22 protein-coding genes and 1 tRNA gene are annotated in these 21,200 nt (G+C 69.4%); 15 read left to right on the forward strand and 8 right to left on the reverse strand.

Annotation, left to right across the window (positions count from 1 at the left end; all coding sequences use genetic code 11):
• Positions 1-56: 56 nt before the first annotated feature.
• From glyS to ACFOMP_RS12835, 3 genes are read right to left on the reverse strand one after another with little or no spacing between them, the layout of a single operon-like run.
• A complete protein-coding gene (glyS, locus tag ACFOMP_RS12825) occupies positions 57-2,114 on the reverse strand; it encodes a glycine--tRNA ligase subunit beta (RefSeq protein ID WP_379031147.1) in 2,058 nt (685 codons plus the stop codon).
• Positions 2,114-2,575: a DUF6446 family protein gene (locus ACFOMP_RS12830; protein WP_379031150.1), complete on the reverse strand. Its 462-nt coding sequence runs from the start codon at positions 2,573-2,575 to the stop codon at positions 2,114-2,116. The genes glyS and ACFOMP_RS12830 overlap by 1 nt, the downstream gene beginning before the upstream one ends.
• 4 nt (positions 2,576-2,579) lie before the next feature.
• Complete coding sequence (locus tag ACFOMP_RS12835) at positions 2,580-3,542, reverse strand: glycine--tRNA ligase subunit alpha (protein WP_289893152.1); 963 nt, start codon at positions 3,540-3,542, stop codon at positions 2,580-2,582.
• 88 nt (positions 3,543-3,630) lie between these two features.
• Between ACFOMP_RS12835 and ACFOMP_RS12840 the strand changes: the two genes are divergently transcribed.
• Entirely contained in the window at positions 3,631-5,040 is a 1,410-nt protein-coding gene (locus ACFOMP_RS12840; protein WP_379031153.1) for a peptidoglycan-binding domain-containing protein, read from the forward strand.
• A gap of 6 nt (positions 5,041-5,046) precedes the next feature.
• Here the strand turns inward: ACFOMP_RS12840 and ACFOMP_RS12845 are convergent, their stop codons facing one another.
• The gene (locus tag ACFOMP_RS12845) at positions 5,047-6,495 is read right to left on the reverse strand and encodes a TrkH family potassium uptake protein (RefSeq protein WP_289893150.1); all 1,449 of its coding nucleotides are present in this window, start codon (positions 6,493-6,495) and stop codon (positions 5,047-5,049) included.
• 86 nt (positions 6,496-6,581) lie between these two features.
• Here ACFOMP_RS12845 and ACFOMP_RS12850 point away from each other — a divergent pair.
• The 3 genes from ACFOMP_RS12850 to truA all read left to right on the forward strand — a co-directional run bounded on the left by ACFOMP_RS12850 (position 6,582) and on the right by truA (position 8,871).
• Positions 6,582-6,655, forward strand: a tRNA-Gly gene (locus ACFOMP_RS12850).
• A 444-nt stretch (positions 6,656-7,099) separates the two neighbouring features.
• Positions 7,100-8,086, forward strand: coding sequence for a 5-bromo-4-chloroindolyl phosphate hydrolysis family protein (locus ACFOMP_RS12855; protein WP_289893149.1), 987 nt, complete (start codon positions 7,100-7,102; stop codon positions 8,084-8,086).
• A 5-nt stretch (positions 8,087-8,091) separates the two neighbouring features.
• On the forward strand, positions 8,092-8,871 hold the full coding sequence (truA, locus tag ACFOMP_RS12860) for a tRNA pseudouridine(38-40) synthase TruA (RefSeq protein ID WP_379031158.1): 780 nt from the start codon (positions 8,092-8,094) through the stop codon (positions 8,869-8,871).
• Here truA and ACFOMP_RS12865 read toward each other — a convergent pair.
• On the reverse strand, positions 8,844-9,791 hold the full coding sequence (locus tag ACFOMP_RS12865; RefSeq protein ID WP_379031161.1) for an NAD-dependent epimerase/dehydratase family protein: 948 nt from the start codon (positions 9,789-9,791) through the stop codon (positions 8,844-8,846). The genes truA and ACFOMP_RS12865 overlap by 28 nt on opposite strands.
• 100 nt (positions 9,792-9,891) lie before the next feature.
• Complete coding sequence (locus ACFOMP_RS12870) at positions 9,892-10,641, reverse strand: sugar transferase (RefSeq protein ID WP_289893146.1); 750 nt, start codon at positions 10,639-10,641, stop codon at positions 9,892-9,894.
• A gap of 155 nt (positions 10,642-10,796) precedes the next feature.
• On the opposite strand from ACFOMP_RS12870, the gene ACFOMP_RS12875 reads away from it, so the two are divergent.
• From ACFOMP_RS12875 to ACFOMP_RS12920, 10 genes are all read left to right on the forward strand, one after another.
• Complete coding sequence (locus tag ACFOMP_RS12875; RefSeq protein WP_019352269.1) at positions 10,797-11,252, forward strand: universal stress protein; 456 nt, start codon at positions 10,797-10,799, stop codon at positions 11,250-11,252.
• Positions 11,252-11,854: a CPBP family glutamic-type intramembrane protease gene (locus ACFOMP_RS12880; protein WP_379031165.1), complete on the forward strand. Its 603-nt coding sequence runs from the start codon at positions 11,252-11,254 to the stop codon at positions 11,852-11,854. The genes ACFOMP_RS12875 and ACFOMP_RS12880 overlap by 1 nt, the downstream gene beginning before the upstream one ends.
• Positions 11,855-11,907: 53 nt before the next feature.
• Positions 11,908-12,465, forward strand: coding sequence for a NifU family protein (locus tag ACFOMP_RS12885; RefSeq protein ID WP_379031168.1), 558 nt, complete (start codon positions 11,908-11,910; stop codon positions 12,463-12,465).
• Positions 12,458-13,057: a tRNA (adenosine(37)-N6)-threonylcarbamoyltransferase complex dimerization subunit type 1 TsaB gene (tsaB, locus tag ACFOMP_RS12890; protein WP_379031171.1), complete on the forward strand. Its 600-nt coding sequence runs from the start codon at positions 12,458-12,460 to the stop codon at positions 13,055-13,057. The genes ACFOMP_RS12885 and tsaB overlap by 8 nt, the downstream gene beginning before the upstream one ends.
• A gap of 18 nt (positions 13,058-13,075) precedes the next feature.
• Complete coding sequence (locus tag ACFOMP_RS12895; protein ID WP_289893142.1) at positions 13,076-13,495, forward strand: GNAT family N-acetyltransferase; 420 nt, start codon at positions 13,076-13,078, stop codon at positions 13,493-13,495.
• Between the two features lie 72 nt (positions 13,496-13,567).
• Positions 13,568-14,554 carry a BMP family lipoprotein gene (locus tag ACFOMP_RS12900; RefSeq protein WP_379031174.1) on the forward strand — a complete coding sequence of 329 codons (987 nt, stop codon included), beginning with the start codon at positions 13,568-13,570 and terminating at the stop codon, positions 14,552-14,554.
• 1 nt (position 14,555) lies between these two features.
• Positions 14,556-16,181, forward strand: coding sequence for an ABC transporter ATP-binding protein (locus ACFOMP_RS12905; RefSeq protein WP_379031177.1), 1,626 nt, complete (start codon positions 14,556-14,558; stop codon positions 16,179-16,181).
• A 61-nt stretch (positions 16,182-16,242) separates the two neighbouring features.
• Positions 16,243-17,337 (forward strand): ABC transporter permease, encoded by a 1,095-nt coding sequence (locus ACFOMP_RS12910; RefSeq protein ID WP_289893139.1) that lies wholly within the window; start codon positions 16,243-16,245, stop codon positions 17,335-17,337.
• Positions 17,337-18,302, forward strand: a complete 966-nt coding sequence (locus ACFOMP_RS12915; RefSeq protein WP_379031181.1) for an ABC transporter permease — start codon at positions 17,337-17,339, stop codon at positions 18,300-18,302. Before ACFOMP_RS12910 ends, ACFOMP_RS12915 begins: the two co-directional genes overlap by 1 nt.
• Entirely contained in the window at positions 18,286-19,089 is an 804-nt protein-coding gene (locus ACFOMP_RS12920; protein ID WP_379031184.1) for a purine-nucleoside phosphorylase, read from the forward strand. Before ACFOMP_RS12915 ends, ACFOMP_RS12920 begins: the two co-directional genes overlap by 17 nt.
• A gap of 60 nt (positions 19,090-19,149) precedes the next feature.
• Here ACFOMP_RS12920 and mnmH read toward each other — a convergent pair whose 3' ends face one another.
• Together mnmH and ACFOMP_RS12930 are read right to left on the reverse strand one after the other, a co-directional pair.
• Positions 19,150-20,196: a tRNA 2-selenouridine(34) synthase MnmH gene (mnmH, locus tag ACFOMP_RS12925; RefSeq protein ID WP_379031187.1), complete on the reverse strand. Its 1,047-nt coding sequence runs from the start codon at positions 20,194-20,196 to the stop codon at positions 19,150-19,152.
• On the reverse strand, positions 20,197-20,775 hold the full coding sequence (locus tag ACFOMP_RS12930; protein WP_379031190.1) for a L,D-transpeptidase: 579 nt from the start codon (positions 20,773-20,775) through the stop codon (positions 20,197-20,199).
• A gap of 135 nt (positions 20,776-20,910) precedes the next feature.
• Between ACFOMP_RS12930 and ACFOMP_RS12935 the strand changes: the two genes are divergently transcribed.
• The gene (locus ACFOMP_RS12935) at positions 20,911-21,171 is read left to right on the forward strand and encodes a hypothetical protein (RefSeq protein ID WP_379031193.1); all 261 of its coding nucleotides are present in this window, start codon (positions 20,911-20,913) and stop codon (positions 21,169-21,171) included.
• Positions 21,172-21,200 lie beyond the last annotated feature (29 nt).

Here is a 21,200-nt window from a genome sequence, read left to right on the forward strand (position 1 = left end):
GGGGGCCGACCGCCCCCGCGCCCCCGGTGGGTATTTGTGAAACGGTGAAGGGCCGGTCAGCCCTCGATGCGGCCGAAATCCGCGATCAGCCGGCCGGCTTCGCGGATCCGGGACAGCAGGTTCAGCCGGTTGCGGCGGGTGATCTGGTTGTCGGTGTTGATCTGCACCGTCTCGAAGAAGGCGTCGATGGGCGCGCGCAGGCTGGCGATGCCCTGGGTCGCGGCCGGGAAATCCTCGAGCCGCACGGCCTCGCGGATCGTGGGCTCGGCCTGGTCGAGGGCGGCGAACAGGGCGCGTTCGGCGTCGGTCTCGGCGAATTTCGGGTCGGCGCCGAAGCTGTATTCGACGCCGTCCTTTTCCTCGGCCTGGGCGAGGATGTTGCCGGCGCGCTTGAGCCCTTGCAGCAGGTTGGTGCCGTCCCCGGTCTTGAGCACGTCGTTGAGGGCGGTGGCGCGGTTCACCAGCAGCACCAGGTCGTCGTTGCCGGGCATGGCCAGCACGGCGTCGATGATGTCGTGGCGGATGCCTTGGTCTTTCAGGAAGACTTTCAGGCGGTCGTGGAAGAAGGCGAGAAGATCGGCGGCATCGGCGCCCGGATAGGCCTTGCCGATGGTCCGGGCGAGACTGGCGCGCACCCCGTTCCCCAGCACCAGCCGGATCACCCCCAGCGCGGCGCGGCGCAGCGCGAAGGGGTCTTTCGAGCCGGTGGGCTTTTCGTCGATAGCCCAGAAGCCGGTCAGCGTGTCGAGCTTGTCGGCCAGCGCCACCGCCACCGAAACCGGCGCCGTGGGCACGGCATCGGATGGCCCCAGCGGCGAGTAATGGTCGCGGGCGGCGTCGGCCACCGCCGCGTCCTTGCCCGCCTCGAGCGCGTAATAGCGACCCATAGTGCCTTGCAGCTCGGGGAACTCGCCGACCATGGCCGAGCGCAGGTCGAGCTTGGCGATCCGGGCGGCTTCCTCGGCCCGGCCGGCATCGGCGCCGACCAGCGGCGCGATCTCGCGCGCCAAGGCCGCGATGCGGGCGATGCGGTCGGCTTGCGAGCCGAGTTTGCTCTGGAAGGTGACGTGGGCCAGCCCCTCGGCCCAGTCGGCCATGCCGGCGCGCGCCTCGCGCAGGTCGTTTTCCCAGAAGAAGGCGGCGTCGGACAGGCGGGCGGCCAGCACGCGCTGGTTGCCCTTCAGGATCGTCTCGCCATGGTCCGGGGTCTCGATATTCGCGACCGTCACGAAGCCCTCGATGCGGCCGGTCTTGGGGTTGCGGGCCGAGAAGAATTTCTGGTGCTCTTTCATCGAGGTTTGCAGCACCTCGGGCGGCAGCGTCAGGAAGCGGTCCTCGATGGCGCCCATCAGGGCCACCGGCCATTCGACCAGACCGGCGACCTCGGAGAGCAGCCCTTCGTCCGGCACGATCTCCCAGCCGCGGGCGAAGGCGAGGTTGGCGGCTTCCTGCCGGATCGCCGCCTCGCGCTCGGCAGGGTCCAGCATGACGCGGGCGCGGCGCAGTTTCGCGGCGTAATCCTCGAAACCCGAGACGGTGAAGGCGTCGGGGGCCATGAAGCGGTGGCCGCGGGTGGTGGCGCCGGCGCGAATGCCCTCGATTTCCAGCGGCACGGCATTGGCGCCGGTTTCGTCCGAGAGCAGGCAGAGGATCGAGTGCAGCGGCCGCACCCAGCGCAGACTGCCCGCGCCCCAGCGCATCGACTTGGGCCAGGGGAAGGTGCGGATGGCGGTTTCCAGCACCTCGGCCACGATCTCGGCGGCCGGGCGCCCGGGCTTGGTGATGCTGGCGAACCAGACCTGGCCCTTCTTGTCGTCGCGCGCTTCCAGCTGCTCGCGCGTCAGTCCGGTCGAGCGCAGGAAGCCTTCGAGCGCCGCCGCGGGCGCATCGGTGCGCGGGCCCTTGCGCTCCTCGCGCGTGGTGGGGCTATGGGCGGTCAGGCCCTCGACGGCCAGCACCAGGCGGCGGGGGGTCGAAAAGGCACCGGCGGATTGATAGGTCAGGCCGGCCTCGACCAGCCCGTCGGTGACCAGTTTCTTCAGGTCCTCGCGGGCGCGGGCCTGCATCCGGGCCGGGATTTCTTCCGAAAAGAGTTCGATCAGCAAATCGGGCATCAGTCGATGGTCCTTTTCTCTTCGGCTTCTTCGTTCAGTTGATGCCATTCATAGGCACGCCCGTCGGGATAGACGGCGATGACATTGTCGATCTTGGGCGCCACGTCGTGCTGCCCCAGATAAGCGGTGGCCCGGCCGGCGGCCAGGTCTTCGGTCAGCGCGGCAGGGTCGAAGCAGCGAAACCAGCGCGGCGGGATCAGCGGCGTCGGCGTGGCATAGACCTGCGCGCCAGTCGCCGCCGCCGGGTCGGTGGTGAAGCAGGCGCGGTCGGCCAGCGGCGAGCTGACCGAATAGATGCCGCGATAGTCCGAAACCGGCAGCACCGGCCCGCCGGCCAGGGCGATGCTGCGCGGCGGCTCCTCGACCTCGCGGTAATAGTGATAGACCTGCAGGTAATACATGCCGATGCCGGCGACCAGCGCCAGCACCGCGAAGAAGATGGCGATGACCTTGCCGCTCACCGTGTCAGGCTCCGACCGGGAAGGCGGGCAAGGGTTCGCCGGTGGCGGCCGAGGTGGTGACGAACAGGTCGGCGCAGCGCTTGGCCAGCGCCCGGACCCGGCCGATATAGGCCTGCCGCTCGGTGACCGAGATCACGCCGCGCGCGTCCAGCAGGTTGAACAGATGGCTGGCCTTGATCGCCTGGTCATAGGCCGGATGCGCCATCGGGATCCGGCGTCCGGCGCTGTCGGTTTCCGGGGCCGACAGGATGCGCTCGCATTCCGCCTCGGCGTCCTTGAAGTGCTGCAGCAGCGTCTCGGTGTCGGCTTGCTCGAAGTTCCAGCGGGAATATTCGCGCTCGGCCTGGCGGAAGACATCGCCATAGGTCAGCGGGATCGGGCTGTCGGGGTGGTTGAAGGGCATGTCCATGACATGCTCGACCCCCAGCACATACATCGCCAGCCGTTCAAGCCCATAGGTCAGCTCGCCCGAGACCGGCTTGCAGTCATGGCCGCCGACCTGCTGGAAATAGGTGAACTGGCTGACCTCCATGCCGTCGCACCAGACCTCCCAGCCCAGGCCCCAGGCGCCGAGCGTCGGGCTTTCCCAGTCGTCCTCGACGAAGCGCACGTCGTGGATCATCGGGTCGAGGCCGATAGCCTTGAGACTGCCTAGATACAGGTCTTGCAGATTCGCCGGCGAGGGTTTGATGATGACCTGATACTGATAGTAGTGCTGCAGCCGGTTCGGGTTCTCACCGTAGCGGCCGTCGGTCGGCCGGCGCGAGGGTTGGACATAGGCCGCGGCCCAGGACCGGGCGCCCAGGCTGCGCAGCGTGGTCGCCGGGTGGAAGGTGCCGGCGCCGACCTCCATGTCATAGGGTTGCAGCACCGCGCAGCCCTGGGCCGCCCAATAGGATTGCAGGCGCAGGATCACGTCCTGGAAGCAGACGGGTTTCGCCGTCTGATTGTCCTTTGGGCTGGTCATCGGGGCTTCCTTCGGCATAACTGGCAGGAAATGTCTGCCGCCTTCTAGGCAGAGGGCGGCGCAGGGTCAATGTAAGAGGGACATGCCCATGCGGCGCTTTGCATTCGTCATCGGCGCGGCTCTGCCGCTGGCTCTTGCCCCGGCGGCGCAGGCCGAGGATGTGGTGATCCGCATCGAGGCCAAGCGCGGCGCCGAAGCCGCCCGCGCCAGTGCCGAAGGCTGGGGGGCGCAATTCTCCGATGTCGTGACCTTCCCGCTGGCCGATGGCTGGGTCGGCATCGCGCTTGGTCCGATGCCGCGCGACGAGGCGGCGGCGCGGCTGGAGCGACTGAAACAGGAACGCAAGGTGCCGGGCGACAGCTTCCTGGCCGCCGCGGCGGGCCGCGATCTGACCCCGGCGGCCGCGCCGGCAGCGCCCGAGACGGCGACCGGCAATGCCTCGACCTTCCCGCAGGGCGCGGGTCAGCCGGCGACTGCGGATGCGGCTGCGGCCGAACCCGAAACCGCGGCAGCCGAGCCGGCCCCCGCCGCCGAACCCGCGCCGGCGCAATTCTTCCTGCGCCTCGAATCCAGCACCGACCGGGCCCGTGCCGAGGAGCTGCTGGCGAAATGGCGCGAGACCCTGCCCGAAGCCGGGCTCTGGACCCTGCCCAACGGCCGTTCGGCCATCGCCTTCGGCCCGCTGGACGAGGCGACCGGCGCCGCCTGGTTGAAGGCGTTCAAGGCCGCCGGCGCCGTACCCAGGGACGCGTTCCTCTCGGCCGCCGAGGACATGGGCGAGATCGCGATCATCGGCAAGGTGCCGGAGCTGGGCGCCCCTCCTGCCCCGGACGCCGCCCCGGCGGCCATGCCGCCGCTCGAGGACATTCAGCGCGCCCTGCGTTGGGCGGGCCATTACGACGGCGGCATCGACGGCAAGGACGGCCCCAAGACCCGCGCCGCCATCGCCGAGGAGATCGTGCGCCTGCGCGCCTCGCCCGACACCGCCACCGCCATGGCCGAGCTGATCCGGCGGCGCGAGGCCTGGCGCGCCGAGATGGGCCTGACCGCGCTTCGGGACAGCCATACCGGGCTGGCGCTGCCGGCGCCGATGGACAAGCTGCAATTCGACCGCGCCGAGCGGGCGCTGTCGATCTATGGGCCGAAGGAAGGCTCGGGCGCGGCGCTGATCCTGTTCAGCCAGCCCGGCGGCCGGCAAGAGATGCTGGACCTTGCCGGCCTGGTCACCGCGCTTGGCTGGGTGCCGGCGCCCGAACGCAGGGTGGAACGCGGCAGCGTCACGCTGGACGGGCGCAACCAGACCCATATCGGCCATGCCGAGGGCCGGGTGGTGGACGGCCGCGTGCAGGGCTTCGTGCTGATCTGGCCGATCTCGGACCCCGAGGACCAGCACCGGCTGGCGGCCGAGATCTCGGACAATCTGAGCCGCTTCGCCCCCGGCGCCGGCGAGGCCCGGCCCGAGACCCCGGCCATCGCCCCGGCCGTGGCGCAGGACTAGCCGGAACTAGGCGCGCCAGAACCGCGGCAGGAACAGCACCAGCACCGAGATCAGCTCGAGCCGGCCCAGATACATGCCGAAGGTCATCAGCCATTTCGCGGCGGTGGGGAAATCCGTCACCGCACCGCTGGGCGTCAGCTCCGGCCCCCAGACCACGCCGACATTGGCGATGGCGGTCCAGGCCGCGGTCAGCGCCGTGCGCGAATGCAGCCCGGTCAGCGCCAGCCCGACGATCAGCAGGCCGAAGGACAGGATGAACAGGGTGAAGAAGGCCATGACCGAATCGACCACGTCCTCCTCCAGCGGTCGGCCGCCGTAAAGCAGCGGGAAGACCCGGTGCGGCGACTGCATCCGCCGCAGCTGCGCCTTGACCGCCTGGAACAGCACCAGATAGCGGAACACCTTGACCGAGCACGAGGTCGAGCCGGTGCAGCCGCCGATCAGCCCGACGATGATCAGGATGACCAGCGGGAAATGCCCCCATTGCGTCATGTCGGTCGAGGCGAAGCCGGTGCCGGAAAAGGTCGAGATCACGTTGAAGACGGTCTCGCGGATCACGTCGAACGGATTCTGCGTCTCGAGCCACAACAGCCGATAAAGCACGATCACCGCGATGGCATAGAAGGTCCAGCGCAGATAGGCCCGGATCTGGGTGTCGTTCCAGATCGGCTCGGCCGAGCCACGGATCAGCTGCACCATGCGGATGAAGGGAATCGAGGCCAGGATCATGAAGAAGGACGCCGCATATTCCGCCGGCCCGATGAAGGGCGCGAAGCTGGCGTCGTAATTGGAAAACCCGCCGGTCGAGCAGGTGGACAGGGCCAGCACCAGCGCGTCGAAGCCCTTCATGCCCAGCAGGATGTAGACCACCATGCACAGCCCGGTCATGGCGATGTAGACGCCGGTCATCTCGCGGGCGATGTCGAAGGCGCGGGGCAGGATCTTGCCCAGCGTGTCGAAGCCCTCCGAGCGGAAGAACTGCATGCCGCCGACCTTCATCACCGGCAGGAAGATCATGGCGACCACGATGATCCCCAGCCCCCCGGACCAGTTCAGGAAGGCGCGCCACAGGTTGGTGCCCTTGGGCAGCCCGTCCAGATCGGGAAAGGCCGTGGTGCCGGTGGTGGTCAGGCCCGACATGGCCTCGAAATAGGCGTCGGTGAAGCCGACCTGCGGCGCCCCCAGGATGAAGGGCAGCGCGCCCGCCACCGGCACCACCAGCCACAGCATCGCGGTCAGCAGGAACACCTGCTGGATGGTCAGCGACTTGTCGGCCTGCCGCGTCGACAGCGCCACCAGCCCGCCGCCCAGCATGGTCAGGATGCCGCATTCCAGGAAGATCAGCCAGTGCGGGTCGCCATGCCACCAGTCGACCAGCATCGGCAGCGCCATCGCCGCCCCCAGCGTGACGACGACCTTGCCGACGATATTGGCCACGGGACGGATATCGATCATGCCGCCCTGCTTGCCCCGCCGCCCCGCAGGCGTCAAGCGCGCGACGCTTGCGCGACGCCCCGCCAGCCCCTATAGAAGGGCGCGACGCGGGTGTAGCTCAATGGTAGAGCAGCAGCCTTCCAAGCTGAATACGTGGGTTCGATTCCCATCACCCGCTCCATGATTCCAGGCAAATCGCAAGAAATTCGGGGCGCCGGGCAAGCGGTCGGGGAACGCCTCCGCGGTTTTCTGCGCCCTTCGTTTGCGGTGGTCGGAACCAGGGCGCGTCGCATCACCCGCTCCGGCCTGCCCCGCTTGCATCCGCTCCGGCCCGGAACCGGCTTTCGCCGTTTCCCAAATACCCCGGGGGGAGCGCCTGATGCGTCCCGCCTCGGGGCGCATCAGGCCGGGGGGCAGAGCCCTCGCGCCCCCGCCCTTCCGTTCGCGGCCGGCAAGCCCTATATCCTGCGGGCAAATCCCCTGCGGATCCTCCGCCGAACCCAAAGCCCGACGCACCGAAAGGAAGCCCATGTCCCAGAAAGCCATGCAGCGCCTGTCCTTCTTCCTGCTGATGGGCCTGACGCTCTACGCCTCCTTCGTGGGCGCGGGCTGAAAGGGGGCAGCGATGGCAAGGCGTTTCGGCGGCCGCTTCTCGCCGCAGCCCCGGCTGGACGGAACCGACCCGCGCCCGCCCGCGCGCCCGGCGCCGGGCGAGGTCCGGCACCCGCTGGAATCGCGCACCCGCTGGGTCACGATCATGGCGACGCCGCTGCTGATCAGCGCCTTCTGGCAGGATCCGACCGGCCTCGCGCTGCAGCTCATCGGCTTCGGCAGCCTCGCCTCGGGCATGTGGATGACCCGCGAGGGGCTGCAGGCCGAGGCCGCCTATGACGCCCGCCGCGTCGCCCGCCGTCCGGCGATCCCGCGCAAGCTGTTCGGCGGCATCCTGACCGGGCTCGGCCTTGCCGTCGGCGCCTATGTGCCGGGGGCCGAGGCCGGCGCCGGGGTGATCGGCGTCGCCGGCGCGGTGCTGCACTGGCTGGCCTTCGGCACCGATCCCCTGCGCGACAAGGGCATGGAAGGCATCGACGGCGTGCAGCAGGACCGCGCCCAGCGCATCGTCACCGAGGGCGAGGCGCATCTCAAGGCCATGCAGGACGCCATCCTGCGCACCGGCGACCGCCGGCTCGAGGCCCGGGTCGGCCTGTTCGCCGCCACCGCGCGCGAGCTTTTCGGCCATGTCGAGGACAATCCCGACAATATCGGCGCCCTGCGCCGCTATCTGGGCGTCTATCTGCAGGGCGCCCGCGACGCGACGGTGAAATTCGCCGATCTCTACGCCCAGTCCCGCGACCCGCGGGCGCGGCAGGATTACGAAACCCTGCTCGACGACCTGGAAACCGAATTTGCCGCCCGCAGCGCCAGGCTGCTCGAGGGCGGGCGCACCGACCTCGACATCGAGATCAGCGTGCTGCGCGACCGCCTGGCGCGCGAGGGGCTGCGCCCCGCCGCCACCCTGCCCGACCCCGCATCGGACCCTGCCGAGCTGCAGCGACCGATGACCATGGACGACCTGCTGATCCCGCGCGACGCGGACAAGCAGCGCCGCTGAGAGACATGCCCCGTTTTGCCTTGCTGATCGAATATGACGGCGGTCCCTTCGCCGGCTGGCAGGCCCAGGCCGACCGGCCCAGCGTGCAGGGCGCCGTCGAGGCGGCGCTGGCCCGGCTCGATCCCGGTTTCGCCGCAGGCAGCCGGATCGCCGCGGCGGGGCGCACCGATGCCGGCGTCCATGCCACCGGCCAGGTCGCCCATGCCGACCTGGTCCGCGACTGGGATCCGTTCCGGCTGTCCGAGGCGCTGAACTGGCACCTGAAGCCCGCCCCGGTCGCCATCCTTGCCGCGACGCGGGTGGCCGAGGATTTCCACGCCCGCTTCTCGGCGCATGAGCGGCGCTATACCTTCCGCCTGCTGGCGCGGCGCGCGCCCGCCACCCATGACCGCGGCCGGGTCTGGCAGGTGTCGCAGCCGCTGGATGCCGGGGCGATGCGGGCCGGCGCCGCCCATCTGATCGGCCTGCACGACTTCACCAGCTTCCGCTCGACCATGTGCCAGTCGAAAAGCCCGGTAAAGACCCTGGACGAGATCCGCATCGAGGAACTGGCCGTGCCGCAGGGCCGCGAATACCGCTTTCACCTGCGGGCGCGATCCTTCCTGCACAACCAGGTCCGCTCGATCGTCGGCACGCTGGAACGGGTCGGTGCCGGGGCATGGCCGCCCGCGCGCGTGGCCGAGGCGCTGCAGGCGCGCGACCGCGCCGCCTGCGGCCCGGTCTGCCCGCCGCAGGGGCTGTATCTGACGGGCGTGGGCTACGCGCCGGCGCCCTTCGGCGCCTGAGCCGCCCAGAACTGCAGCAGCCCTTCGGCAACCTGGATGCGCGCGGTGAAACCCAGTCGGGCCCGCGCCGCCTCGGGATTGCCGCGCGAGGCGCGGATGTCGCCGCCGCGCGCCGGGGCATGGTCGATCGCGCTTGTCCCGCGCCCCGCCACCCGGTCGATCTGCGCCGCAAGCTCCAGCAGCGTCGTCTCGGTGCCGGTGCACAGGTTGAAGACCTCGGCGCCGCCCTGACCCGCGACATGATCCGCGGCGCGCAGCAGGCCGTCGACCACATCGGCGACATAGATGAAGTCACGGCTTTGCAGCCCGTCGCCAAAGATCAGGTGCGGGCGGTCCGCCAGCCGGTTGGCGCAGAATTTCGAGATCACCCCGGCATAGGGCGAGGCCGCATCCTGGCGCGGACCATAGACGTTGAAGAACCGCAGCCCCACCGAGGCAAGGCCATGCACCTCGGCCATGGCCCGGGCCTGATGCTCGCAGGCGAGCTTGTCCGCGGCATAGGGCGAGATCGGCAGCGGCAGGTCGGTTTCGCGGCAATCGGTGCCCGAACGGTTGCCGTAGACGGCCGCCGTCGAGGCATAGACCACGGGCACATTGCCCGCCCGCTGCGCGGCTTGCAGGACAGCGATGGTGCCGCCCAGATTGACCCGGTGCGCCGCCATCCAGTCGGTGATGCAAAGCTGCACCGAGACCCGCGCCGCCAGGTGTATGACGCAATCCACGCCGACGAGCAGCGATCCCAGCAGCTCTGCGTCCAGCACGTCGCCCGGAACCAGCCGCAGGCCGGCGGGCAGATTGCAGCGCCGGCCGCTCGACAGGTCGTCGAGCACGATCACCTCGTCGCCGGCGGCCAGAAGCCGTTCGACCAGATGGCTGCCGATGAACCCTGCCCCGCCCGTTACCAGGATCTTTCGATGCAAGATCTTCCCCTTACGCTTTCAGGTCAGCTCTTACGCTGCAATGCGGGCTTGGACCAGATGGGTAAGGGCGCCGATCGCGAAAAGGCGGCAGGAGGCGGGATCAGTCGCGGCCGCGGCGGCGCGGGCGCTCGTCCTTGTAGACGACGATCAGCACCGTGCGCCACAGGATCCACAGATCCAGCCAGATGGTGCGGTTGCGCTGGTAGATCAGGTCGATCTTCAGCTTGGTCGGCAGGCAGCGCTGCGCATAGGCGGCCTCGGTGGCCTCGGCGCTGTCGCAGCGACGCAGGATCTTGTCCTCGTGCCGGTGATAGATCAGCGTCGCCAGACCGGTGACGCCGGGGCGGCTTTTCAGCACCTGGCCATAGACGACCGGGTAGCGGTCCACGTATTCGCGGATGGTCGGACGCGGGCCGACAAAGCTCATGTCGCCGCGCAGGATGTTGAAAAGCTGCGGCAATTCGTCGATGCGGGTGCGGCGCATGAAATGGCCCAGCGGCGTGATGCGCCAGGCCTTGTGCGCGCCGGTGACGCCGAAATCGCCGTCCTGGCGCAGCATGGTGCGGAACTTCAGATGGGTGAAGGACCGGCCCGGCGCGATCATCCGCGGCGCGGTGTAGAAGATCGGCCGCCCCTGCACCACCACCAGCAGCAGCGCGAAGGCCGCCATGACGACTGACAGCGGCACCAGCAGGATCAGCGCCAGCGCGATGTCGAAAAGCCGTTTCGAGACCGGCATGGCCGCCACGTCGCGTCCATGCGCCTCGCCCTTGAACCACGACATCTCGGGCTGGGGCAATGTGGCAAGCCGCGCGATGTCGGTCTTTTCCCAGTCTTGATGGATCGTCACGATTCCGTCCCGTGTTCGGCGATTTGGCTAACATATCTCGCGTAACACAGGGTCTGTGAATTAGGAACCGACGCAAGAGGGAAACAGCACAAGACTTGCGCAACAGTGTCCTTTCGGCCAGTCTTTGCTCAAATCGGGGCTGCCGGTAGGGGACGATGCGGAAATTTCTGGTGGTTCTGGACGATTCGCGCGAATGTCTGAACGCCATCCGCTATGCCGCCCTGCGTGCCGCCAAGACCGGCGGCGGCGTTCAGGTGCTGGCGGTGATTCCGGCCAATGCCATCCAGCACGGCATGGGCGTGGCCGAGGTGATGCGCGCCGAAGCCTATGAGCGGATCGAGGCGCATTACGAGGTCTTTGCCAAATGGATGCGCGACCGCCCCGGCATCGAGCCGGAGCTGGTGGTGCGCGAGGGCGAGCCGGGCACCGAACTGCTGGCGCAGATCCACGAGGATCCCGAAATCGGCGTGGTGGTGCTGGCCGCCTCGACCGAAAGCGCCGGGCCGGGGCCGCTGGTCACCCGGCTTTTGCGCGAAATGGCTAGCCTGCCCTGCCCGATCACCATCGTGCCGGGCGACATCTCGCGCGAGCGGCTGGAACAGGTCACCTGATGAACCGCCGGCTGGCGGCGGCGACGCTTTTGGCGTTTCCGGCGCTGGCGGGGCTGTTCCACCTGCTGGGGCAAAGCGGGTTGCGGCCGCTCGACGGCTATCTGGCCGGGCTGGCCGTCTATTGGGCGCTGCTGGCCCTGGCGCTGCGCCGCTGCGGCGAATGGTCGCTGCGCCTGCGCCGTCCCTCGGCCCCGGCGGTGCTGGCCCTGGCCGCTCTGGTCGCGGCCGCCGCGCTGTGGTCGGGCGATGCGCCGGGCCGGCTTTCGCCGCATGTGCTGGCGGCGGTGGCGCTGGCGGCGCTGCTGAACGGCACGCTCGAGGAAGGGTTCTGGCGCGGCGCCCTGATCCCGCGGCCGGGCCCAGCCGCGCAGGTTCTGGCGGCGGCCCTGTTCGTGCTGTGGCACCTGGCGCCGGCAATGGGCGCCGCCCGGCTTTCCGGGCAGGGTGCCGCGACGATGATCGCCGGCGCGGCGCTGATCGCGCCCTTCATGATGGCGGCGCGGCTGTCCTCGGGCACGGCGGGCGCGGGCGCCCTGGCGCATGCGCTGGTGAATTTCTTCATCTTCGCCGGGCTTGCCGCCGGCAAAGGCGCCACCCTCTAGCTTGACTTGCCCCCCCTTCGATCCCCATATCCGGGCACAAAGGAGTCCCGCGCATGTTCATCCAGACCGAGACCACCCCGAACCCCGCGACGCTGAAGTTCCTGCCGGGCGAAACCGTGCTGGGCAATGGCACCGCGGATTTCCCGCAGGCCGATGCCGCCGCCACCAGCCCGCTTGCCCGCCGCATCTTCGCGGTGCCGGGCGTGACCGGCGTGTTCCTCGGCTCGGATTTCGTCACCGTGACCAAGGCCGAGGACGCGGTCTGGGACCATCTGAAGCCCTCGGTCCTGGGCGCGATCATGGAGCATTACCAGTCCGGCGCCCCGGCGATCGAGGGCCCGGCCAGCACCAGCGGCCATAACGACCAGACCGGCCCCGACGCCGAGATCGTGAACCAGATCAAGGAACTGCTGGATACCCGCGTCCGGCCGGCCGTGGCGCAGGATGGCGGCGACATCACCTTCCACGGTTTCGACCGCGGCGTGGTCTACCTGCACATGCAGGGCGCCTGCGCCGGCTGCCCCTCCTCCACGCTGACGCTGAAGATGGGCATCGAGAACCTGCTGCGCCATTACATCCCGGAAGTGACCGAGGTCCGCCCCGTTGGCTGAGGCGCTCTCGCTGGGCTTCGACACATCGGCCGCGCATTGCGCGGCCGCTTTGCTGCAAGGCGACCGGGTGCTGGCCCAGCGCCACGAGGACATGGCCCGCGGCCAGGCCGAGCGGCTGATGCCGCTGCTGGCCGAGGTGCTGGCGCAGGCGGGCCTGGGCTGGCGCGACCTCGACGTGATCGGCTGCGGCATCGGGCCGGGCAATTTCACCGGCATCCGCATCGCGGTCGCGGCGGCGCGCGGGCTGGCGCTGTCTCTGGACATCCCCGCCATCGGCGTCGGCGTAACCGAAGCTGCGGCCTTCGGCCTGCCCCGCCCCTGCCGCGTCGCGCTGCCCGCGCGTTCGGGCGAGGTCATCTGGCAGGATTTCGGCCCCGGCGGCGACCCCGAAACCGCGCCGCGCCAAGCCCTGGCGCAGGACCTGCCGCCCGGCCCGCCCGCCCTGCCCCCGGCCATGCCGCTGGCCGAGGCCATCGCCCGCATCGCCATGGCCCGGCGGGCACAGCCCGACCTGCCGCGCCCGGCGCCGATCTACCTGCGTCCCGCCGATGCCGCGCCGGCCCGCGACCGCGGCCCGGTCATGCTGCCCTGACGGCCCGATGACCCCCAGATGAATCCCGACCAGCTTGCCACCCTGCACCTGCGCTGTTTCGGGGCGCATCCCCGACCCTGGTCGGCGGCCGAGTTCGAGGATCTGCTGCAAAGCCCGCTGAACTTCCTGCTGGCGCGGCCGCAGGGCTTCCTGTTGGGCCGCGCCGTCGCCGACGAAGCCGAGCTGCTGACCCTGGCCGTCGCCCCCGAGGCGCGGCGGCAGGGTCTCGCCTCGCGCCTGCTTGGGGATTTCGCCGCAGCGTCACGGGCGCGCGGCGCCGAGCAGGCCTTCCTGGAGGTCGCGGCCGACAATGCGGGCGCCATCGCGCTTTATGCCGGGCAGGGTTGGGAAGTGGCCGGCCGGCGGCGGAATTACTACGCCCCCGGCCTCGACGCGATCCTGATGCGCTGCGCCCTGCCAGCCAAGACAAACGGTTGACGGAATCCGGCCCTTGCGCCCTAATCCGGCTATTCTCGGGCTGAATCGCCCGCAACAGGTTGAGGTTCTGACATGTCCCTGATGAAATCCCTGCTGGCCGGCGCCTGCCTGACCCTGCTGCCGCTGGCGGCGCTGGCGGATCCGGCGCTGATCTTCGACCTGGGCGGGAAATTCGACAAATCCTTCAACGAGGCCGCCTATAACGGCGCCGAGCGCTGGAAGGCCGAGACCGGGGGCAGCTACAAGGAACTGGAGATGCAGTCCGAGGCCATGCGCGAGCAGGCGCTGCGCCGGCTGGCGCAATCGGGGGCCAATCCCATCGTCATGACCGGCTTCGCCTTCGGCGAGGTGCTGAACAAGGTCGCCCCCGACTATCCGGACACGAAATTCGTCATCATCGACATGGTGGTCGAACAGCCGAACGTGCAATCCATCGTCTTCACCGAGGAACAGGGTTCGTATCTGGCCGGGGTGCTGGCGGCGCAGGCGTCGAAATCCGGCACCGTGGGTTTCATCGGCGGCATGGACATCCCGCTGATCCACAAGTTCGAATGCGGCTATGCCCAAGGCTTCAAGGCCGCGAAACCGGACGGCAAGCTCATCATCAACTATACCGGCACCACCCCCGCGGCCTGGAACGACCCGGTCAAGGGCGGCGAGCTGGTCAGGGCGCAGATCTCGCAGGGCGCCGACGTGATCTATGCGGCGGCCGGCGGCACCGGCATCGGCGTGCTGCAGGCGGCGGCCGATGCGGGCATCCTGTCGATCGGCGTCGACAGCAACCAGAACCACCTGCACCCGGGCAAGGTGCTGACCTCGATGGTCAAGGGCGTGGACAATTCCGTCTATGAAGCCTTCAAGGCCGGGGCCGAGATCCAGCCCGGCGTGAAGGTGATGGACCTGGCCTCGGGCGGGGTTTCGGTCGCCATGGACGAGAGCAACAAGCCGCTGATCAGCGATGAGATGACCGCCGCCGTCGAGGCCGCCACCAAGGCCATCGTCGGGGGCGAGATCAAGGTGCATGACTACATGACCGACAATACCTGCCCGGTCGAGTAACATGGCGCTTGCTGGCGCGACGGACACGGCCCCCGCAATCGAATTGCGGGGGATCTGCAAGGCCTTCGGGCCGGTGCAGGCCAACAGGAACATCGACCTGAGCGTGCCGCGCGGCACCATCCACGGCATCATCGGCGAGAACGGCGCCGGCAAGTCGACGCTGATGTCGATCCTCTACGGCTTCTACCGGCCCGATGCCGGCGAGATCCTGGTCGGCGGCCAGCCCATCGCCATCACCGACAGCCAGGCCGCCATTCGTGCCGGCATCGGCATGGTGTTCCAGCATTTCAAGCTGGTGCAGAACTTCACCGTGCTGGAAAACGTCATCCTGGGGGCCGAGGACGGCCGGCTGCTGCGCCCCTCGCTGGCGCGGGCGCGCGGCGAGCTGAAGCGGCTGGCGGCGGAATACGAATTGCAGGTCGATCCCGACGCCCTGGTCGAGGAGCTGTCGGTCGGCCACCAGCAGCGGGTCGAGATCCTCAAGGCGCTGTATCGCCAGGCCGACATCCTGATCCTGGACGAGCCGACCGGCGTCCTGACCCCGGCCGAGGCCGACCACCTGTTCCGCATCCTGCGCGGCCTGAAGGACGAGGGCAAGACCATCATCCTGATCACCCACAAGCTGCGCGAGATCATGGAGATCACCGACAATGTCTCGGTCATGCGGCGCGGCGAGATGGTGGCCTCGGTCCGCACCGCCGAGACCAGCCCGACGCAACTGGCCGAGCTGATGGTCGGGCGCAAGGTGCTGCTGCGGGTGGAGAAGCCGCCCGCCATCCCCGGCGCCCCGGTGCTGCAGATCCGCGGCCTGCGCATGGTCGATCACGACAAGGTCGAGCGGCTGCGCGGCATCGACCTGGAGATCCGCGCCGGCGAGATCCTGGGCATCGCCGGCGTGGCCGGCAACGGCCAGACCCAACTGCTGGAGATCCTGGGCGGCTTTCCGGAAGCAGGCAGCCACATCTCGGGCGAGATCCGGCTGAACGGCAAGCCGCTGCCGCTGAGCGGCAAGGGCGCCGACGGGCGTTCGCGCAGGCAGGCCGGCATCGGCCATGTTCCCGAAGACCGGCAGGCCGAGGGGCTGATCATGGATTTCACCGCCTGGGAGAACGCGGCCTTCGGCTATCACGACGCGCCCGAGTTCAACCGGGGCTGGTTGATGGACAATGCCGCGATCCGCGCCGACGCCATGGGCAAGATCGAGCGTTTCGACGTGCGCCCGCCCGATCCCGACCTGGCGGCCAAGAGCTTTTCGGGCGGCAACCAGCAGAAGATCGTGGTGGCGCGCGAGATCGAGCGCAATCCCGACCTGCTGCTGATCGGCCAGCCGACGCGCGGCGTGGATATCGGCGCCATCGAGTTCATCCACAAGCGCATCCTGGCGCTGCGCGATGCTGGCAAGGCGGTGCTGCTGGTCTCGGTCGAGCTGGACGAGATCACGGCGCTGTCGGACCGCATCGCGGTGATGTTCGACGGCCGCATTATGGGCGAGCGGCTGCCCGGCGAGGCGACGACCGGCGAGCTGGGCTGCCTGATGGCCGGGGTCGACCCCGCCGTCACCCCGCCCGGGGCGGCGATTCCGCCGGCTGCGGCGCCGGGCTCCGATGCCGGCGGGGGCGCGGGATGATCGGCCGCTCGCCTCCGGCGGGGGTATTTGGACAACAGAGAAAGCCGGGGGAGGCGAGCTGATGGAGCGAATGCCGAAATGGGCGGATGTGATCCTGACGCCGCTGATCTCGCTGGCGCTGGCCTTCGTTCTCTCGGCGCTGGTGATCCTGGCGATCGGGGAAAGCCCGGCCGAGGCGCTGAAGGTCATGGTCGAGGGGGCGCTGGGGTCCAGCTATGGCTGGGGCTTCACCTTGTACTATACCACGAATTTCATCTTCACCGGGCTGGCGGTGATGGTCGCCTATCATGCCGGCCTGTTCAACATCGGCGGCGAAGGGCAGGCGGCGGTGGGCGGCCTGGGCGTGGCGCTGGTGCTGCTGGCCCTGCCCTGGCCGCATTGGGCCCTCGCGCTGCCGGCGGCGATGCTGGGGGCGGCGCTGTTCGGGGCGGCCTGGGCACTGATCCCGGCCTGGCTGCAGGCCCGGCGCGGCAGCCATGTCGTCATCACCACCATCATGTTCAACTTCATCGCCGCGGCGCTGCTGAACTACGTTCTGGTCAACCTGCTGCGCCCGGTGGGCAGCATGGACCCGGCCTCGGCCAACTTCGCGCCGGCGACGCATCTGCCGAAGCTGTCGGGCATGGCCAAGGCGCTGGGGCTGAACTGGGGCGAGAACACGCCGGTGAACATCGCCTTCTTCATCGCCCTGGCCGCCTGTCTGCTGGTCTGGCTGCTGATCTGGCGCACCCGGCTGGGCTATGAGATCCGCGCCTTCGGCAAGTCCGAACCCGCCGCGCTTTACGCCGGCATCTCGGCCCTGCGGATCACCGTGGTGGCAATGCTGGTCTCGGGCGGGCTGGCCGGGCTGATGGCGGTGAACAACGTCATGGGCGAGGCCGAGCGGCTGGTGCTGAACGCCGTCGAAGGCGCCGGCTTCATCGGCATCGCCGTGGCGCTGATGGGCCGCAACCATCCGTTCGGCGTGTTGCTGGCGGCGCTGCTGTTCGGCTTCCTCTACCAGGGCGGCGGCGAGCTGGCGCTGTGGACCACCATCCCGCGCGAGCTGATCGTGGTCATCCAGGCGCTGGTGATCCTGTTCACCGGGGCGCTGGACAACATGGTGCGCATGCCGCTGGAACGGCTGTTCATGGCGTTGCGCCGGAAGGGGGCGTGATGGATTTCGCGACGGTCCTGCAGATCCTCGATTCGGCGGTGCGGCTGATGACGCCCCTGCTGCTGGCTTGCCTGGCCGGGCTGTATTCCGAACGCGCCGGGGTCTTCGACATCGGGCTGGAAGGCAAGATGCTGATGGCGGCCTTCACCTCGGCCTCGGTCGCCTATGCCACCGGCAGCGCCTGGCTGGGCCTGCTGGCCGGCATCGCCGGCGCCGCGGCCATGGCCGGGCTGCATGGCCTCGCCTCGATCAGCTTTCGCGGCAACCAGCTGATCTCGGGCGTGGCGATCAACTTCCTCGCCTCGGGGCTGACGGTGCTTCTGGGGCAGAAGATCTTCGGGCTGGGCGGCCGCACGCCCTCGCTTTCCGGCGCGGCGCGCTTCGGCGAGATCACCCTGCCCTTCGCCGACAGCCTGCGCCCGGTGCCGGTGATCGGCCCGGTCTATGCCGAGCTGATCTCGGGCCACACGCTGCTGGTCTATGTCGCCTTCGCCATGGTGCCGCTGACCTGGTGGGTGCTTTATCGCACCCGCTTCGGCCTCAGGCTGCGCGCGGTGGGCGAGAACCCGGCCTCGGTCGATACCGCCGGCGTCTCGGTCACCCGGCTGCGCTATGGTGCGGTGATGATCTGCGGGGTGCTGTGCGGCATCGCCGGGGCCTATCTCGCCACCGGCATCTCGGCCGGCTTCGTCAAGGAGATGACCGCCGGGCGCGGCTTCATCGCGCTGGCGGCGCTGATCTTCGCCAAGTGGCGGCCGTGGAGCGCGCTGTTCGCCACCTTCCTGTTCGGGCTGATGGAGGCGGTGGCGAACCGCTTCCCCGATCTCGACCTGGGGATCATCACCGTGCCCTCGATGTTCATGAACGCCCTGCCCTATATCCTGACCGTCATCATCCTGGCCGGCTTCGTCGGCCGCGCCATCCCGCCCCGCGCCGGAGGAGAGCCTTATGTCAAGGAGCGCTGAGCTTGCCCGCCTGATCCGCGACCGCGCCGGGGATGCGCCGCCGGAATACGGGCTGATCCTCGGCTCGGGCCTCGGGCATCTGGCGGCGGCGGTCGAGGGCGTGGCGATCCCCTATTCCGACCTGCCGGGCTTTCCGCATGCCGGGGTGTCGGGCCATGTGCCGCAACTGGTCGTCGGACGGCTGCAGGGACGCCGGGTCGCGGTCCTGGGCGGGCGGGCGCATTACTACGAATCCGGCCGCGCCGATGTCATGCGCCTACCGCTGGAGGTGTTGCAGGCGCTGGGATGCAAGCGGCTGATCCTGACCAATGCGGCCGGCAGCCTGCGCGCCGACATGCCGCCCGGGGCGCTGATGCTGCTTTCGGATCACATCGCCTTCGCCGGCACCAACCCGCTGATCGGCGAACCGTCCGAGGCGCGCTTCGTGCCGATGACCGATGCGCATGATCCCGAAATCCGCGCCGCGCTGCAGGCCGCCGCCGCGGCCGAGGACATCCCGCTGCCCGAGGGGGTCTATTGCTGGTTCTCGGGGCCTTCCTTCGAGACCCCGGCCGAAATCCGCGCCGCCCGCATCCTGGGCGCCGACGCCGTCGGCATGTCCACCGTGCCCGAGGTGATTCTGGCGCGTTTCCTGGGCCTGCGCTGCGCCGCCGTCTCGGTCATCACCAACATGGGCGCGGGTCTCTCGGACGAAGCGATCAGCCACGACCACACCAAGGCCATGGCACCCCTGGGCGCGGCCAAGCTGGAACGCATCCTGCGCCGCTTTCTTGGCCAGGGCGCCTGACGCCCCTCATTCACCGTTGCCAAATACCCCCGCCGGAGGCAAAGCACCGCGCCACCGGCGCTAGGCCAGCCCCGCCAACACCGCCTCGACCCGGACCGCGGCGCCGTCCAGATCGTCGAGGCTCTCCAGCGCCACCACCGGTCCCCGCCCGTCGTCATGGCGGGCGCGGTGTTTCTCATAGCGCGGGTCGTAATGGTCGCGCATCAGCCCCGCCGCCAAGCCGCGCCAGTCGGCGGCGTCGATCATGCGCAGCCAGTCCTCGATCCGTTCGGCCGGGTGCAGCGGGCGCAGGCCGTTGACGATCCGCGCCAGCGTTTCCGGATCGGCACAGGCCTCGGCATAGCTTTGCGCCGTATAGGCGGCGCGGGCCTCGACCGGAACGGCCAGACGGATGCGCGGCGCGGCGACGATCGCCTGCCAGATGCCGCGCGGCAGGTTCAGATCGCCGATGCGCGAGCTTTCCGCCTCGACCAGCAGCAGCCGTGCGGGGTCCAGCGCCTCCAGCGCCATGGCCAGCCGGCTCTCGAACAGTTTCTGGCCGGGCTGGCCGCCGGGCATGGCGCCGAACAGGCTGCCGCGATGGTTCGCCAGCCCTTCCAGGTCGATGACCTGATAGCCGCGCGCCGCAAGCCGCGCCAGGATCTCGGTCTTGGCGCTGCCGGTATTGCCATCCAGCACCACGACCGGCGCCGTCACGGGTGCCGTGACCCGCGCCACCACCAGCGCCCGCCAGGCCTTGTAGCCGCCCTCGATGCGGCCGACGCGCCAGCCGATCTGCTGCAGGATGGTGGCGAAAGCGCCCGAACGCTGGCCGCCGCGCCAGCAATAGACCAGCGGCCGCCAGCCGCCGCCGAACCCCGCAAGCGGCCCGGCGATGTGGCGCGCGGCATTGGCGGCGACCATGGCGCCGCCCAGCTTGCGGGCGTCGAAGGGCGAGACCTGCTTGTAGATGGTGCCGACCTGGGCGCGTTCCTCGTCCGAAAGCACCGGCAGGTTGATGGCGCCCGGCAGGTGATCCTCGGCGAATTCGAGGGGCGAGCGCGTGTCGATCAGGGTGTCGAACCCGGACAGCGCCGGATCCGACAGCGATGTCAGGCGGATGTCCACTTAATAGACATAGACCGGCGTGCCGACCGGGATCTGCTCGTACAGCGCCATCACCGCCTCGTTGCGCATGCGGATGCAACCATTCGAGACGGCGCGGCCGATCGAGCCCGGCTCGGTCGTGCCATGGATGCGGATCGAGGTATCGTTGCCCCGCGCGTCGTAAAGATACAGCGCGCGCGCGCCCAGCGGGTTGGTCGGGCCGCCCGGCATGCCGTCCGCCCATTTGCCGTATTGCTCGGGCTTGCGCTTGATCATCGCCGGGGTCGGCCTCCAGCTCGGCCATTCGGTCTTGCGGCCGACGGTGGCGCGGCCCTTCCAGACCAGCTCGGCCTTGCCGACGGCGACGCCGTAGCGGACTGCCCGGCCCGGCGCGACGACATGGTAAAGGAAGAAATCCTTCGAGACGACGACGATGCTGCCGACCTCGAAATCGTTGCGGATCGAGACCTCGGTCGGGGCATAGGGGTCGCGCCGGGGTTCGGCCTTGGGCGCGGCCGGCATCGCCTTGTCCTGCGCAAGAAGCAGCGTCGGCGCGGCGACCAGCGGCAGCGTAGCCAACAGCATCTGTCTGCGGTTCATGTTTACGTCCTGAATCCTTGGAATCCTTGGTCTCCGCCTAACCGCTCGGGCGCGCGGGATCAACTCAAAGCGCCGTGACGCGGTTGAAACGCGCCGCCAGCGTGCCTAGCTTGCATCGGGAAAGGATCGCCCGCCATGACCAGCGCGACCGCCACAGCCTGCTGCCCCACCCCCCGGCCCCGCCGGGCGGCGACCCGCGTCCCGCATCTGTGCCGGGGCCGGGGCGGGCGCGGCTGTCGCTGTCATGTCGCGGCCCGCCTGCGGCTGGCCCGGCCGGTTCTGGCCGGGAACGGCCATGCCCTGCGCTGGTGCCCCGACGCGGCGGAAACGCCGCCGCGGCACCAGGTTCTGCACCATCTGCCCCAGCATCCGCAGGCCCCGCCCCATCCTGTCTGAATCGCGTCTTTTCCGCCATTCTGACAGGA

This window comes from Paracoccus simplex (assembly GCF_042648325.1).
Classification (GTDB): Bacteria; Pseudomonadota; Alphaproteobacteria; order Rhodobacterales; family Rhodobacteraceae; genus Paracoccus; species Paracoccus simplex.

Coding starts and splice junctions, on each gene's coding strand:
- glyS (WP_379031147.1), bottom strand. CDS start 2,114: ATGCCCGATTTGCTGATCGAACTCTTTTCGGAAGAAATCCCGGCCCGG.
- ACFOMP_RS12835 (WP_289893152.1), bottom strand. CDS start 3,542: ATGACCAGCCCAAAGGACAATCAGACGGCGAAACCCGTCTGCTTCCAG.
- ACFOMP_RS12840 (WP_379031153.1), top strand. CDS start 3,631: ATGCGGCGCTTTGCATTCGTCATCGGCGCGGCTCTGCCGCTGGCTCTT.
- ACFOMP_RS12845 (WP_289893150.1), bottom strand. CDS start 6,495: ATGATCGATATCCGTCCCGTGGCCAATATCGTCGGCAAGGTCGTCGTC.
- ACFOMP_RS12855 (WP_289893149.1), top strand. CDS start 7,100: ATGGCAAGGCGTTTCGGCGGCCGCTTCTCGCCGCAGCCCCGGCTGGAC.
- truA (WP_379031158.1), top strand. CDS start 8,092: ATGCCCCGTTTTGCCTTGCTGATCGAATATGACGGCGGTCCCTTCGCC.
- ACFOMP_RS12875 (WP_019352269.1), top strand. CDS start 10,797: ATGCGGAAATTTCTGGTGGTTCTGGACGATTCGCGCGAATGTCTGAAC.
- ACFOMP_RS12880 (WP_379031165.1), top strand. CDS start 11,252: ATGAACCGCCGGCTGGCGGCGGCGACGCTTTTGGCGTTTCCGGCGCTG.
- ACFOMP_RS12885 (WP_379031168.1), top strand. CDS start 11,908: ATGTTCATCCAGACCGAGACCACCCCGAACCCCGCGACGCTGAAGTTC.
- ACFOMP_RS12895 (WP_289893142.1), top strand. CDS start 13,076: ATGAATCCCGACCAGCTTGCCACCCTGCACCTGCGCTGTTTCGGGGCG.
- ACFOMP_RS12900 (WP_379031174.1), top strand. CDS start 13,568: ATGTCCCTGATGAAATCCCTGCTGGCCGGCGCCTGCCTGACCCTGCTG.
- ACFOMP_RS12905 (WP_379031177.1), top strand. CDS start 14,556: ATGGCGCTTGCTGGCGCGACGGACACGGCCCCCGCAATCGAATTGCGG.
- ACFOMP_RS12910 (WP_289893139.1), top strand. CDS start 16,243: ATGGAGCGAATGCCGAAATGGGCGGATGTGATCCTGACGCCGCTGATC.
- ACFOMP_RS12915 (WP_379031181.1), top strand. CDS start 17,337: ATGGATTTCGCGACGGTCCTGCAGATCCTCGATTCGGCGGTGCGGCTG.
- ACFOMP_RS12920 (WP_379031184.1), top strand. CDS start 18,286: ATGTCAAGGAGCGCTGAGCTTGCCCGCCTGATCCGCGACCGCGCCGGG.
- ACFOMP_RS12930 (WP_379031190.1), bottom strand. CDS start 20,775: ATGAACCGCAGACAGATGCTGTTGGCTACGCTGCCGCTGGTCGCCGCG.
- ACFOMP_RS12935 (WP_379031193.1), top strand. CDS start 20,911: ATGACCAGCGCGACCGCCACAGCCTGCTGCCCCACCCCCCGGCCCCGC.